At 31.7% G+C, this 14,953-nt stretch carries 16 protein-coding genes and 1 pseudogene; all 17 read left to right on the forward strand.

The features are described 5' to 3' along the window. The first annotated feature begins 10 nt into the window (after window positions 1–10). The 17 genes and pseudogenes from DR024_RS08245 (at window position 11) to DR024_RS08320 (ending at window position 14,945) form a co-directional block, all read left to right on the forward strand. Window positions 11–721, forward strand: a complete 711-nt coding sequence (locus tag DR024_RS08245; protein WP_111918500.1) for a flagellar hook assembly protein FlgD — start codon at window positions 11–13, stop codon at window positions 719–721. A 19-nt stretch (window positions 722–740) separates the two neighbouring features. Further along, on the forward strand, window positions 741–1,124 hold the full coding sequence (locus tag DR024_RS08250; protein ID WP_027099512.1) for a TIGR02530 family flagellar biosynthesis protein: 384 nt from the start codon (window positions 741–743) through the stop codon (window positions 1,122–1,124). 81 nt (window positions 1,125–1,205) lie between these two features. Beyond that, a pseudogene (locus tag DR024_RS18280) lies at window positions 1,206–1,539 on the forward strand (flagellar hook-basal body complex protein); the annotation flags it as partial. 188 nt (window positions 1,540–1,727) lie between these two features. Next, on the forward strand, window positions 1,728–3,902 hold the full coding sequence (locus tag DR024_RS08255) for a flagellar hook-basal body complex protein (RefSeq protein WP_396335073.1): 2,175 nt from the start codon (window positions 1,728–1,730) through the stop codon (window positions 3,900–3,902). A gap of 92 nt (window positions 3,903–3,994) precedes the next feature. Further along, window positions 3,995–4,186 carry a flagellar FlbD family protein gene (locus DR024_RS08260; RefSeq protein WP_027099514.1) on the forward strand — a complete coding sequence of 64 codons (192 nt, stop codon included), beginning with the start codon at window positions 3,995–3,997 and terminating at the stop codon, window positions 4,184–4,186. An 11-nt stretch (window positions 4,187–4,197) separates the two neighbouring features. Further along, window positions 4,198–5,001 (forward strand): motility protein A, encoded by an 804-nt coding sequence (locus DR024_RS08265; protein WP_027099515.1) that lies wholly within the window; start codon window positions 4,198–4,200, stop codon window positions 4,999–5,001. 3 nt (window positions 5,002–5,004) lie between these two features. Then, window positions 5,005–5,733, forward strand: coding sequence for a flagellar motor protein MotB (locus DR024_RS08270; protein ID WP_027099516.1), 729 nt, complete (start codon window positions 5,005–5,007; stop codon window positions 5,731–5,733). A 5-nt stretch (window positions 5,734–5,738) separates the two neighbouring features. Further along, complete coding sequence (locus tag DR024_RS08275; protein WP_027099517.1) at window positions 5,739–6,200, forward strand: flagellar basal body-associated FliL family protein; 462 nt, start codon at window positions 5,739–5,741, stop codon at window positions 6,198–6,200. Between the two features lie 12 nt (window positions 6,201–6,212). Next, the gene (locus tag DR024_RS08280; RefSeq protein WP_027099518.1) at window positions 6,213–6,602 is read left to right on the forward strand and encodes a flagellar biosynthetic protein FliO; all 390 of its coding nucleotides are present in this window, start codon (window positions 6,213–6,215) and stop codon (window positions 6,600–6,602) included. After that, window positions 6,595–7,368, forward strand: coding sequence for a flagellar type III secretion system pore protein FliP (gene fliP / locus DR024_RS08285; protein ID WP_027099519.1), 774 nt, complete (start codon window positions 6,595–6,597; stop codon window positions 7,366–7,368). The genes DR024_RS08280 and fliP overlap by 8 nt, the downstream gene beginning before the upstream one ends. An 11-nt stretch (window positions 7,369–7,379) precedes the next feature. Further along, complete coding sequence (gene fliQ, locus DR024_RS08290; RefSeq protein ID WP_027099520.1) at window positions 7,380–7,649, forward strand: flagellar biosynthesis protein FliQ; 270 nt, start codon at window positions 7,380–7,382, stop codon at window positions 7,647–7,649. Between the two features lie 11 nt (window positions 7,650–7,660). Then, the gene (locus tag DR024_RS08295) at window positions 7,661–9,502 is read left to right on the forward strand and encodes a fused FliR family export protein/FlhB family type III secretion system protein (RefSeq protein ID WP_027099521.1); all 1,842 of its coding nucleotides are present in this window, start codon (window positions 7,661–7,663) and stop codon (window positions 9,500–9,502) included. Between the two features lie 54 nt (window positions 9,503–9,556). Continuing rightward, window positions 9,557–11,602: a flagellar biosynthesis protein FlhA gene (flhA, locus tag DR024_RS08300; RefSeq protein ID WP_243252843.1), complete on the forward strand. Its 2,046-nt coding sequence runs from the start codon at window positions 9,557–9,559 to the stop codon at window positions 11,600–11,602. Further along, window positions 11,603–12,718 (forward strand): flagellar biosynthesis GTPase FlhF, encoded by a 1,116-nt coding sequence (gene flhF, locus DR024_RS08305; RefSeq protein WP_027099523.1) that lies wholly within the window; start codon window positions 11,603–11,605, stop codon window positions 12,716–12,718. After that, window positions 12,712–13,560 (forward strand): MinD/ParA family protein, encoded by an 849-nt coding sequence (locus DR024_RS08310; RefSeq protein WP_065254207.1) that lies wholly within the window; start codon window positions 12,712–12,714, stop codon window positions 13,558–13,560. The genes flhF and DR024_RS08310 overlap by 7 nt, the downstream gene beginning before the upstream one ends. Window positions 13,561–13,575: 15 nt before the next feature. Beyond that, window positions 13,576–14,205, forward strand: coding sequence for a flagellar brake protein (locus DR024_RS08315; RefSeq protein WP_027099525.1), 630 nt, complete (start codon window positions 13,576–13,578; stop codon window positions 14,203–14,205). Window positions 14,206–14,219: 14 nt separating this feature from the next. Then, window positions 14,220–14,945, forward strand: coding sequence for a FliA/WhiG family RNA polymerase sigma factor (locus DR024_RS08320; RefSeq protein WP_027099526.1), 726 nt, complete (start codon window positions 14,220–14,222; stop codon window positions 14,943–14,945). The last annotated feature ends 8 nt before the right edge of the window (window positions 14,946–14,953 follow it).

Raw genomic sequence — 14,953 nt, forward strand, 5'->3', positions numbered from 1 at the left:
AGGAGATTATATGCCTGGATTAAGTAGTATAAACTACAATGGTGCTAATAGAACAGACAGGGGAACTAAGATAGTAAAACCTGGAGAAGAAATGGACAAAAATGCATTCTTGACAATATTAGCAGCAGAATTAGCTAATCAAGATCCAACAGCTGATATTGATTCTACTGCATATGTATCACAGTTAGCTCAATTTGCATCTATGGAACAAATGTCTAACTTAAATACAACTATGTCTAATTATGTAAATCAAAATCTTATTGGTAAAGGTGTGACAGTTAGCATAACTGATGATAGTGGAATGCCATATACAGGAGTTGTTCAAAGTGTAACTAATACAGCAAGCGGTACTAATATATCTCTTGAGGTAAATGTAAATGGGAAAAATGAAGTAATGACTTTTCCAATAGACAAAATTGTATCTGTTGTAAATGTACCAGATTACTCAATACCACCTTTAACAAGTTTACAAGGAAATATGCAGTTCTTAGTAGCTACATCATTTATAAATAAGAATGTAGAATTAACAACTACAAATGCAGAAGGAAAAAAGGAAGATTTATCTGGTTTGGTTAAGGGAGTTTATAAAGATTCAAATGGTAACATAATGCTTAGAGTTGAATTAGAATCTGGAGAAATAAAAGAATTTAATTATTCAGATGTAACTAAGGTTGGAGATTTTTCAAGTACTGAAACAGAAGATGGAAATGAGAAGGAGTAAAGAAAGTTAGGGGATAGAAATGAGTTATAGAATAGTGAATGGACGAGCCTATCCAGTAGGAAATATAGGTGGTGTTCAAGTTAATAAACCTATAAATAATTCAAAAAGCTCTGGAAATTCTTTTAAAGATGTTTTAAATAAGACAATTGAGAATAATGGATATACTGTTTCAAAGCATGCAGCAGATAGATTAGAAAGAATAAACTTTTCTGAAATGGATATGAAAGTAATAGGAAAGGGATTTGATTTAGCTGCTGATAAGGGGTCTAGAAATGCAGTTATGCTTTATAAGGATGTTGCTTTGGTAGCAAGTATTGAAAATAGAACTGTCATTACAGCTGTGGAAAAGGAAAGAGCTGTAGATAATGTGTTCACCAATATTGATAGTGTAGTAATGTTATAGGCTGGACCAATATATATGGAGGCCTATGCTTATGGAACGATAGAAGTAAGCAAAATAATGGGGTTTTAGGAGGTCAATCAAATGTTAAGATCAATGTATTCCGGTATAAGTGGAATGAAAGTAAATCAAACAAGATTAGATGTTATAGGGAATAATATTTCAAATGTAAATACAACAGGGTTTAAATCTTCAAGGGCAAGATTTAAGGATATGTTAAATCAAAATGTATCTAATGCAATGGCTCCTTCGCAAAATCAAGGTGGTACTAATGCAAGCCAAGTTGGTTTAGGAGTTCAACTTGCAAGTATTGATGCTGTTATGACACAAGGAAATTTGCAATCAACAGGAAGAGCATTAGATTTAGCTATTGATGGTGAAGGATTCTTCATGGTAAGTAATGGACCATCAATATATGGGGATAGTCAGTTAGAGGTTAATCATAGAGCAGGTACACATACTCTTACACAACAATCTCTTGCTAACTCAGGAAGCGAAATAATGTATACGAGAGATGGTTCTCTTATACTTGACAGTGAAGGAAACCTTTTAACTGGTGATGGATATAGAGTAATGGGTTACTCATTAACAAATGATGATAGCTCAATGCCAGCTACATCCCAAAAGCCAAATAACACAACTGCAGCAGGACTAGATTTTAAATTTGGACCTGGTTCTCAATTAAATGGATATAAAGTTGTATTAGGTTCAGTAGGACCTGGAACAGTAACTTCTGCAGATGTTGATAAAGCTCAAAAGTTAATTATAGTAAATGGAGATTTTTCTGAAACAGGAAACTTAACAGCTGCACAAATTGAATCGGCAGTAAATAAAGGATTATCAGCAAGTGGAATTTCTCAAGAAATATCTGTATCTGGTACACCTATTTCATTAGCTAATTTAGGTTCAGATTCAATATTAGGTGGTTCTGATGCTTCAGCGCCTAAAGCAGTAACAGTTGCAGGATTTACTATCCAATTAACTGAAGGGGATGCCTTAAATGGATATACTTTTGAAATAGGAGAAGTAGCAGCAGATTCATTAAGTGTACAAGTTAATTCAGATGTAAAGAAGATATTAATAAATGGTGATTTTATTAATAAAGGTGCACTAAGTGCTGATGGAATAAAGACAGAAATTAATAGAGCTTTATCTGATGCTAAGATAAATCAAAGTGTTAAGAGTGTAACGGGTTCAGCACAAAATCTAACTCAAATAACTGGACAAACATCAGAGTCTGTTGTAGCTGAAGAGCCAAAGGCAACTTTACAAAACAAAGATGGATCTGGAGCAGCTAACTTTAGTGGTTTAACTGTGACTACAGGATTAGGAGCAGCTTTAAATGGATATACAGTATCTTTTGGAGATTCAACAGGAGACATAAGTGTAACAGTTGATAAAACAAGTAAGTCAATTAAGATACATGGTGATTTAACTGGAGTAGCAGACGGTACAGATAAGCTTACTCAATTAAACAATAAAGTAGCAAATGCATTAAAGAGTAATGGTATTTCAGGAACAACCCTAACATTTGGTGGAAGGTATGAGCAAACTAACGCTGGATCAACAACAATAGATTCAAGAGATATTACAATGAAATTATCTGGTGGTGTGGATGCACAAAAACCTAAGGACATTGAATTTGGTAATGGATTTACTTTAGAGTTCCCAGAGTTAATAGGTAATAAAAAGTCTTCATTTGATAATTACCAAATTGTTATAGCTGATGTTAATGAAGAAGAGTTATCTGTTGAAGTAGACACAACTGAAAATAAGATTATATTAAAAGGTAACTTTATGTCTGCAAATGCTGTTAAAAAGGATGACTTACAAAATAAGATAAATCAGAAGCTAAAGGAAAAGGGGTTAATTGCAGATACTGACAAAGGAGTAAAGATATCAGGATCAGGTAAGATATATACAGGTCTTACAAGTGAAGAAGTTGAAGGTGGCGAAGAATTAAAAGCACCAGCTATGGTTGGAGCATTAGGTTTGGAATTTAACTTCAGTGATGGAGCTGCTCTAAATGGGTATAAGATAGTTACAGGAAATATTAGTGCCGGAACAAAATCAAGTGTTTCTATTAGTGAAAAGAATAAAACAATCACAATAAATGGAGACTTTGTAACTCAAGGAGCAGTATCAGCTAAGGGAATCGAAAATGCATTAAATAACGCATTAAGAGAAGCAAGTATAAACCAATCAATAAGCGTTACAGGTAATCCAATGGAAATTGGAGGAACAGAATCTGAAATAACTAATGGTGGTACTCCAGTTCAAAGTTTAGATAATGATGGAACAGTAAACTTTGTAGATGGTACAAAAGATTTAAAAGCATATGATAGCTCATTAAAAACTCTTAAGATTCCAGATAAGGTAAAGTTACCAGGAAGTGAAACAGAATTAAGAGTTAAGAGTTATACAATAGATAGTTCAGGAATTATAAATGGTATTTTAGAGGATGGTAGAGTAGCAGCTCTTGGACAAATAGCTATGGCATCCTTCAAAAATCCAGAAGGCTTAACTAAGATGGGTGGAAACTTATATAGTTCATCAGTTAACTCTGGAGACCCTACAATAAAAAGTGGAGTTGGAACACTTGGAGAGGACAATAGCTTAGGATACGGAGATAGTGTTCAAAGTATGTTAGAGATGTCAAATGTTGATTTATCAGAACAATTTACTGAAATGATAGTTGCAACAAGAGCATTCCAAGCAAGTGGGAAGATGATAAACACTGGAGATGAAATTCTTCAAGATATAATCAACCTAAAGAGATAAGAAGGTAAAAGGTAGGTGAGTAAGAAGTTAAGAATAAGTAGTTTACTCTATCTTAACTTCTTACCTATACTTCTACCAGTGGAGGGATAGATATGATAGATTTAACAGGTATGAACAATAAAGAGTTTATATTAAATGCAGATCATATAGAAAAGATAGAAGAGGTACCTGAAACACTTATTACATTAACAAATGGTAAGAAATATATAGTTCTGGAGAGTGTTGATGAGGTAAAAGATGCAGTATTGAGATATAAAAATAGAATTTTTACTTATAGGTTGTAGGAGGCAGTAACATGAAAAAGTCAGATGCTTTAACCGGAATAGGATTACTACTAGGAATTGGAATGATGATTTATGGTATGATGCTAGGCAGTAGTTTAATGATATTCTGGGATTTATCGTCAGTGCTAATAACTGTCGGTGGTTCTTTATCGGCAGTATTAATTACAGTACCATTAGATCAGATGAAAAAGATTGGTAAAGTTTTTATACAAGCTTTTAAAGAGTCATCATACTCAGAACAAAATGTAATCACTCAATTTTCTGAGTTATCAAAGAAGGCAAGAAGAGAAGGTCTGCTTTCCTTAGAAGATGAAATTTCAACTTTGGAAGATGATTTTCTAAAGAAAGGTTTACAAATGGTAGTGGATGGTATAGAACCAGAAACTATTAGAGAAATATTAGAATTAGAAATTGGAGAAATGGAAAATAGACATAGTCAAGGTGCATCAATATTTAGTACATGGGGAGCTTATGCACCAGGGTTTGGTATGTTAGGTACCTTAATAGGACTTATACAAATGCTTCAAAACTTATCAGATGCTACAACAATAGCTCAAGGTATGGGAAAAGCACTTATAACAACATTTTATGGTTCATTACTTGCTAATATTTTCTGTAATCCAATAGCAGCAAATCTTCAAAAGAAAAGTGAGAAAGAAGTTAATATAAGAGAAATGATGCTTGAAGGGGTTTTAGCAATTCAATCTGGAGTAAATCCAAGAATTGTTGAAGAAAAGTTAATATCTTATTTAGAACCAGCTGAGAGATTAGAATATTTGAAGAATAACGCTGAAAATAGTGAAGGGGTTGCATAGGCCATGGCTAGAAGAAAAAAGAAGAATAATGATTCAGGGGGAAGTACTTGGTTAGATACATATGCTGATACAATAACATTACTTTTAACATTTTTTGTTCTTTTATATTCTATGTCTAGCTTAGATAGTGAGAAGCTGAAGCAACTATCCAATGCATTTAATGAAGTGATGTCTGGAAAAAGTGCTGATTCAATTTTACAATATGACCTATATAATGGGAAAGTGCCTTTAGTAGGTGGGGAATCACCTGTAGAAGATATGATAGAAAATGGTGGGTCTCAAGTTGAAACTTACGAAGAGATACAAAAGTTTGTAGAAGAGAATGACTTGTCTGCAACGGTTGAAATCACAAGTGATGAGAGAGGTATAATACTTCAACTAAAAGATAGTATACTTTTTGAACCAGGTAGAGCAGACTTGAAACAAGATTCATTAGCAATATTGGATAAAATAAATGTACTTATAGCCACATTGCCTAATTCTATAATTGTAGAGGGACATACAGATAATGTACCTGTTGGAGTAAAAGAATTTGAATCTAACTGGGAGTTGTCAGCTACAAGAGCAACAAAGGTTTTAAGGTATTTTACTGAGGCTAAGGGACAAAATCCTAATAGATTTAGTGCAGTAGGATATGGGGAAACAAAGCCGTTAGTACCTAATAACAGTACAGAAAATAAAGCAAAGAATAGAAGAGTAAACATCTTGCTTGTTACTAATAATAAGGAGTGATTTTAATGGCAAAAAAGAATAGTGATAATGAAAAAAGCACATCAGGTGGGATAAAGAAAATTTTAGTTATAGTATTAGCATTATTAGTTCTTGGTGCAGGAGGTTTTGGAGGAGTTTACTTTTATATGCAGAGTACAAGTGATGTAGAAAAGCCAATTGTTGAAGAAAAGGTTCCTGTGGCAGAGGATATAATGGTTAGATTAGCAGATGAAAGTGGAAGAAGCTATCTTAAAGCAACAATGAATATTTCTTATGATAAAAAAAATAAGAAGTTAGGAAAAGAATTAAATAGTAAGCTTACAGAAGTAAAAGATGCAACCTTATTTTATTTGATGTCAAAAAAGAGTGAAGATTTTAGAGCTGAAAATGAAGAAAATTTAAAAAAGGGGCTAATTGAAGATATTAATAAAATATTGGATGAAGGTAAAATAGTGAATATCTATTTTGATCAATTATTAGCACAGTAGGGAAGAAAATAAATGGATTTTACATTAATGATTTTTAAGTTAATTGTATCTATGATAATTATCTTTGCTTTAATGATTATATTGTTTAAATATGCCAATAAAGGTATTAACGGAAATTTAAATAAAAAGTATGTAAAGGTAATAGAGAGAGTTCAAATTTCTAAGGATGGCTACATATTAGTGGTTAAAGTAGGGAAAAAGGGAATGGTATTATCAACTTCTACTGGACATACTGAAAAGTTACAAGAATTAACTGAAGAAGAATTGGCAGAAATAGAAGAAGCAAAACAACAAGCTTTAAAGGATATGAACAACAAATATGAGGGTATATTAAATAATTTTAAAAGTTTATCAATAGAGGCTTGGGGAAAAATAAAATCAAAGGAAGATAAGCATGAGTAAAAAGAGGAAATCACTATTAATATTTTTGGTAGCTTTAGCAGTTATAGGGTTTACAGGAATAGCAGTAAGTGCAGCCCCAGAAACAGTAGATTTACCTGGTGTAAATATAAACATTGGGGGAGAAGGTACTTCAGGAGACTATGTATCTAATATAAAGCTATTAATATTTTTCACAGTATTAGCTTTATTACCTTCAATTATTATAATGGTAACATCTTTTACAAGAATAGTTGTTGTATTTTCATTTTTAAAAAGTGCAATGGGAGCACAGCAGTCTATACCAAATCAAGTTTTAGTTGGACTAGCATTGTTTTTAACATTTTTTATTATGAGTCCTGTAGTTGGTGAAATGAATGAAAAGGCAATTAAGCCATACTTGGAAAATTCAATTACACAAGAACAAGCTATTGAAGAAGGTGGTAAACCACTAAAAGAATTTATGTTGAAGCAAACTAGGCAGAAAGATTTAGAACTATTTGTAGAGGCTGCTAATTTGCAAGATGAAGAATTAACACCAGAGAATATTCCATTTTCAGCAGTTGTGCCAGCTTTTGCTATTAGTGAATTAAAGACTGCCTTCCAAATAGGTTTCTTAATTTATTTACCATTCTTACTAATAGACTTGGTAGTTGGAAGCGTATTAATGTCCATGGGGATGTTTATGCTACCGCCAGTTATGGTCTCTTTACCATTTAAGTTATTACTTTTTGTAATGGTAGATGGATGGTATTTACTTGTTAAGTCCTTGATTTTGAGCTTTTCGTGAGGTGATTTAGTATGAGTGAAAGTTTAGTTATAGGTGTAGTTAAAGATGCAATTATGACAGCATTAAAGGTAGCTGGACCAATCTTAGCAGTAGCTATAGTAATTGGTCTAATTATAAGTATTATTCAAGCAACTACTCAAATTCAAGAGCAGACATTAACATTTGTTCCTAAGCTGTTAGGTGTAGCCTTTATTGGTATATTGTTAGGAAATTGGATGCTTCATACCATTATGGGATTTACAAGAAGAATTTTTGAATTAATTATTAAAGTTTCAACATAGGGGGTAGAGCAGTGGTTAATACAGCCTACTTTCTAGCATTAATACTTGTATTTATACGATTAACATCATTTTTCCTGGTTGCTAAGTCTTTATTTCCCAAAGGAACACCACCAATACTAAAGGGTGCAATTGGAATGATATTGTCATTTTCAATAATATCGGGAATAAATTATCAGGTCGTTTTAGAGATAAATAACAACTATATGCTTGTTTATAGCGTAATAAGTGAAATAATGAGTGGGGTTATACTAGGCTTTATAGCCAATATGATATTTGATTTTATAAGAATGGCAGGAGGGTACATGGATATCCAAATAGGGTTATCTATGATGAATATGCTAGATCCTAGTAGTGAGACAACAAGTACTCCCTTTTCTAATTTATCGTATTTTATTTCCATGGTAATATTCTTTATTATCGATGGGCACCACCTGTTAATTAAGTGTTTAATACAAAGTTTTAAGGTAGTAAATATAGGGCAAAATATAGTTTTTCAAGATACTTTCTCAGTAGTTTTAGATGCTTTTAGAGAGTATTTTGTAATAGGAGTGAAAATTGCAATACCATTGGTATTGATAATTATAATAACAGATTTATGCATGGCTTTAGTTTCAAGAACTGTGCCAGCAATTAATGTAATGATTTTAGGTATGCCAGTTAAAATGGTGGTTGGATTACTAACATTTATAGCATTATTACCTATAATGATAAAAATAGTATCCTATGCATTTAATTTAATACCAGATATTATAGAGGAAATGTTAAAGGTACTACCAGCGGCACCTATGGTGCTTATATTTGCAAAAGAAGAAAAGACAGAGGAAGCTACACCAAAGAAAAAGAGTGAAGCTAGAAAAAAAGGTCAGGTAGCTAGAAGTAAGGATGTTGGACTTGCAATAACAATGGTTACTTGTACTCTAGTGATACTTTTATTAAGTAGTATGATAGTAGGAAATTTAAAAGATACTATGATATATTTCCTTCAGTCTGGAATGCTTCAAGATATAAATGAAATGAGCATAAAATCCATAGTAATTACTATATTATTGAAAGCTGGGTTATGTATACTTCCAGTTGTTATTCCAATAATGATAGCTGGAATAGTGGCAAGTTTAATGCAAACGGGATTTTTACTTACAGGAGAACCTCTAAAACCAAAATTTAGTAAATTAAATCCTATTTCTGGTTTTAAAAATATGTTTTCTAAAAAGAGTTTTGTGGATTTGTTAAAGAATCTTGCAGTGGTAACAGTAATAGGTTTTATTGGTTTTTTATATGTTAGAGACAATTATGATAAAATCCTTCAAATATCTAATACATATCTGCCTTCTTTAGGGGGACAAGTTCAGGATTTAGTTGTAGGTATATTCTTTCAAGTAAGTTTAGTTTTAGTAATAATTGCTGCTGCAGATTACTTTGTTCAATTTAGGTTTCACCAAAAGGACTTAAGAATGACAAAACAAGAAATTAAGGAAGAGTATAAACAAATGGAGGGAGATCCTCAGATTAAAAGTAAAATAAAACAAAAGCAGAGAGAGATGGCAACAAGAAGAATGATGGCATCTGTAGCAGATGCAACTGTTGTAATTACAAATCCAACACATCTTTCAATAGCTTTAAAGTATGAAGAAGGAAATAATGAAGCTCCTAAAGTAGTGGCAAAGGGAGCAGATTTAGTAGCACTAAAGATAAAAGAAGTCGCAAAGGAAAATGATGTTCCTATAATGGAAAATAAACCTTTAGCAAGAATGATATATGAACAGGTAGATATAGATAGGGAAGTTCCCCAGGAAATGTATCAAGCTGTAGCAGAGATTCTAGCTATGGTATATAAACTAAAAAATAAGAAGTAAGACTTTGCTTAGATAAAGGATGGGATGAATTTGTCACCTATAAATAATAAAAAGATGAATTTAAAAGAAAATTTAGATGTGCTTGTAGCTATAGGTGTAATAGGAATAGTTCTTATGATTATTATTCCATTGCCTAAGGGTGTATTAGATGTTTTATTAGCATTGAATATTACACTTTCAGTTGTAATAATGCTTATAACAATGTTTACAACAAATGTATTGCAATTATCAGTGTTCCCTACACTTTTACTTGTAACTACACTTTTTAGATTAGCACTTAACATATCCTCCACAAGATTAATACTAACAGAAGCAGATGCAGGGAGTATTATTACTGCATTTGGAGATTTTGTAGTAGGTGGAAACTATGTTGTTGGTATTATTATATTCATAATTATAGTTATTGTTAATTTCATTGTTATAACAAATGGTGCTGGGAGAGTAGCAGAAGTATCTGCAAGATTTACTCTTGATGCAATGCCAGGAAAGCAGATGTCAATAGATGCAGATTTGAATTCAGGGCTTATAGATGAAGCAATAGCAAAAATTAGAAGACAAGACTTGCAATCAGAAGCAGACTTTTATGGAGCGATGGATGGAGCATCTAAGTTCGTTAAGGGAGATGCCATTGCAGGTATAATAATAACTCTTATAAATATAGTTGGTGGAATTATAATTGGAGTTATGATGAAGAATATGAGTGCTGGTGATGCTGCAAGCAAATATATAATCTTAACGGTAGGAGATGGGTTAGTAGGACAAATACCAGCATTATTAATATCAACATCATCAGGTATTTTGGTAACTCGTTCAGGAAGCAGAGATAACTTTGGTAAAACATTTGCTAATCAGTTAACAGCTTTCCCAGTGGTAACAGGAATTGCAACAATATTAATGTTTTCTATTGGAATTATTCCAGGTATGCCAAAGCTTCCGTTCTTTTTAGCAGCAGCTGCTATGGGAGTGTTAACATATCTTCTTTATAAGGAAGAAAATAAAAAGCAGGAATTAGCAATTGCTATGGAAGAAGATGAAATTGTTGAGATGGAAAGAAAAGAGCCAGAGAATGTAATGAATCTTATATCCGTTGAGCCTATGGAAGTTGAAATTGGTTATGGATTAATTCCATTAGCAGATGAAACTACTGGAGGAGATTTGTTACAAAGAATTGCCTCTGTAAGAAGGCAGTGTGCAATTGAAATGGGGATAGTTGTACAACCTATAAGAATTAGAGATAACCTACAACTTAGAACCAATGAATATGTAATAAAGATAAGAGGAACAGTTATAGCTTCATCAGAACTTATGCCTAATATGTTATTATGTATGGACCCTACAGGTGACAATTCAGATATACCAGGAATTAAGACAATAGAACCTACATTTGGACTTCCAGCTGTATGGATTAATAAAGACCAAAGAGAGGAAGCAGAGATTAAAGGATTAACTGTAGTAGATCCAACAACAGTTATGGTTACACATTTAACTGAAACAATAAAAGCACATTCTTATGAATTGTTAGGAAGACAAGAGGTTAAGTTAATTGTTGACAACACAAGAGAAAAATACAGTGCTGTAGTTGATGAGTTAATACCAGATCTATTAACTATTGGAGAATTACAAAAAGTATTACAGAACTTATTAAGAGAGAAGGTTCCAATAAAGGATATGGTTACTATTATGGAATCTCTTGCTGATAATTCAAGAAATACAAAGGATATTGAATTATTAACTGAATATGTAAGATTCTCTCTTGCAAGAACTATATGTAATCAAATTATAAATGAAGATAGAGCAGTTACTGTTGTAACATTACATCCTCAGCTAGAAGAATTAGTAGCATCAAATATACAAAAATCAATTCAAGGAACATTCCCAACAATTGATCCCGATACTACAACAAGAATATTTAATAATATAAGAGATACTATAGAATCAGTATATTTCTATAATAACCAACCAGTAATTTTGGTATCACCAAATATAAGATGTGTATTTAGAAAATTAATAGAAATGGCATTTCCTCATATAATGGTTATTTCTTTAAATGAAATTCCAAATGATGTTGAAATTCGTACTGAAGGAGTTGTAACACTGTAGATGATAATAAAAAAGTATTTAGTCAGTAATATGAATGAGGCTCTTACAAGAATAAGGTATGAACTGGGAAAGGATGCTATAATAGTAAGCCAAAGAAAAGTAAGAAAACCAGGATTTAAGGGACTTTTTTCTGAAAAGCAGATTGAAGTAACTGCTGCTGTAGAGAACTCAAGTAAGGGAACTGAGGAAAATTTTCAAAGTTCAATAAATGATATAAGAAAGATAATGGAACAAGAAATTGAAAATAAGCAAAGTGAAGTTTCAAAGCCTAGTATTTCAACTAAAGAGGAGAAGGAAGAAAAACTAGAAGCGGAAGTAAAAGAGATGAAGGAACTTCTAAATAAGGTAATAAAAAATACAACTAAGGAAGAAGAAAGGGATCCTATTAAGGAAGTACTAGAAAAAATAGATATAGACTTAGAGTTTTATAATGAGCTAAAAGATAGGATAGATATTGAGCACATAGAGAATTCCTTAAAAGAAGTTATTAATGCAGACATTGAAATATCAGAAGAGAATTTAAAAGGAAGAATAGTTTTAGTAGGACCTACTGGAGTAGGAAAGACAACAACTATAGCTAAGCTTGCAGGAAAGTTATCTTTGATAGAAAAAAAGAAAGTAGGATTAATAACAGTAGATACATATAGAATTGGAGCTGTTGAACAATTAAAGACATATGCAGAAATAATGAATATTCCATTTAAGGTTGTAGTTACAATTAAAGAGATGGAAGAGGCTATAGAGGCTTTAAAGGGAATGGATGTTATTTTAATAGATACTACCGGAAGAAGTAGTAAAAATACAATGCAAATTTCTGAATTAAGAGCATTTACAGAAAAAGCTAAGCCTGACAGTGTGAGCATGGTCATAAGTGCAACAACTAAGAATCGAGATGTAGAGACTATATTACAAGGATATAAGTATTTAAATTATGACAATATTATAATAACTAAATTAGATGAAACAACTACTTATGGAGCTATTTATAACATAAGTAAAAGGTCACAAAAGCCTATAAGATATATTGCAACAGGACAAAATGTTCCTGATGATATAAAAAATCCATCAAAGGATGATTTAATGAAGTTTATATTCGGGGAGGAATCCTTATGCTAGATCAAGCGGAAAACTTAAGAAGATTAGCTAATAAGGATAACTCAAAGAAAAAGGCAAAAATAATTACTATAACATCGGGTAAAGGTGGAGTAGGTAAAAGTAATTTTGTTGTTAATATGGGAATAACTCTTCATAAAAAAGGGAAAAAAGTATTGATTTTTGATGCAGATATAGGGATGGGAAATGATGATGTTTTAATGGGAGTACTGCCTAGTTATAATGTTTTTGATCTTCTAGAGGGGAAGGATATAAATGAAGTAGTTGTAGAAGGACCCTATGGAATTAATTTATTACCAGGAGGCTCTGGAATAAACTATATTGAAAACTTAGAAGAAGAGGAGAGGTTAGCCTTTATAGAAAAGTTAACTAGCCTAGATAAATATGATTATATATTCATTGATACTGGTGCAGGAATTAATAAAAATGTACTTGCATTTATAGCTTGTTCAGAAGAAACAATAGTAATAACTACACCAGAACCAACATCTTTAACTGATGCTTATAGCTTAATAAAGGCTACAGATCATTTTAAATTAACAAATACCGCAAATGTAATAGTTAATAGAGCTTTTTCAATTAAAGATGGAGAAGAAACTTATAATAAGCTAAAAAGAGCTGTAGAGAAGTTTTTAACTATAAAAGTTAATTATTTAGGATCTATATCAGAGGATAGAAAATTAGTTGAAGGGGTAAGGGCACAAGTCCCCTTTACAATATTACATCCAAAATGCGATGCATCTAAATCAATAGAAAGAATATCAAATAAGTTAATAGGAAATGCGAGTGTAGAAAATATGGGAGCGGAAGGGTTGTTTAAAAAACTGTTCAGTTTATTTTCTTAGAGGGGGAGTAAGGAAATGAAAAAATTTAAACTTGAGATTAATGGAAACATTCAAATTTTAGAGGGAGAGGTATTTTATAAAAGTAACCTACAGGATGTAACAGAAAGTTATATTTTAATAGATATTCCTGTTAATAATGGTATTTATCTTACTATGAATGATAATGATGAAATAGAGGCGGAACATTATGTAGATGGTGGTAGTTATTATAAGTTTAATTGTAGAGTACTTGGAAGAACTAGGGAGGGAAAATTAAATTTATATAAGTTGTCAAAACCATACAACATAAGTAAAATACAAAGAAGAAATTATGTAAGAGTTGATATGGTAGAGTATGCTTTCTATAAGCTGCAAAATGATAATGGAGAAGAAGTATGGAAAAAGGGAATTATTCTTGACCTAAGTGGTGGAGGCATGAAGATAAAGATAGAAGAAAAATTATCTTTAAGAGATAGAGTAACAGTAAATATTTTTATAGCTGAAAATGAAAAGGTACAAATAGTTGGAGAAGTTGTAAGAGTTGAAAAGAGTAATACAGGCGAATATATATGTGGATTAAAGTTTAAGGAAATATCAGAAAGAACAAGAGATAAAATTATTCAAAAAGTATTTGAACAAATGAGAAAACAAAGGGGACTTGTATAAAAGGAGGAGTATTTATGACCACCTTAAATCTATTAGAGGGAAAAGAACAAATTATTGAGGAATGTATACCATTAGTTAAATACATAGCTTCACGTATTAGCTTAGGAAAAAATAAAAATATGGAATACGAAGATTTAGTAGGATATGGAATGATTGGATTAATAGATGCTATTTCTAAATATGATGAAACTAAAGGCATGAAGTTTTCATCATATGCATCTATAAGAATAAGAGGAGCAATAATTGATGAAATAAGAAAGAACAGACCTATATCTAAAGGAGCTATGGATAAGTTAAATAGATATAATGAAGCAGTAGAAACTCTACAAAAAACACTTTGTAGAGAACCGTCAATTGATGAAATTGCAAAACATATGAACTTATCAATATGTGAAGTTGGAGAAATAGAAAATTATATTAACTATATATCAGTTGTTTCGTTAGAAGATATAGTATATTCCGATGATGAAGATATGACTATTATGGGAATTATTGAAGATAAAAATAGTCCAAGCCCTGAACAAAGTTATGAAGAGAAGGAACAGATAGAGATATTAGCTAAAGCAATAGAATCTCTTAATGAAAAAGATAGAACTGTTTTAAATTTATATTACTATGAAAAGCTGACATTAAAAGAAATTGGAGCTGTTTTAGGGGTTTCTGAATCAAGAGTGTGTCAACTACATAGTAGAGCTATAAGAAACTTAAGGGAAAAGATGAAAAAAATTAATTATTTGTAATGAGGGTG

Origin of the sequence: Clostridium paraputrificum (genome assembly GCF_900447045.1) — a bacterium.
GTDB classification, from domain to species: domain Bacteria; phylum Bacillota; class Clostridia; order Clostridiales; family Clostridiaceae; genus Clostridium; species Clostridium paraputrificum.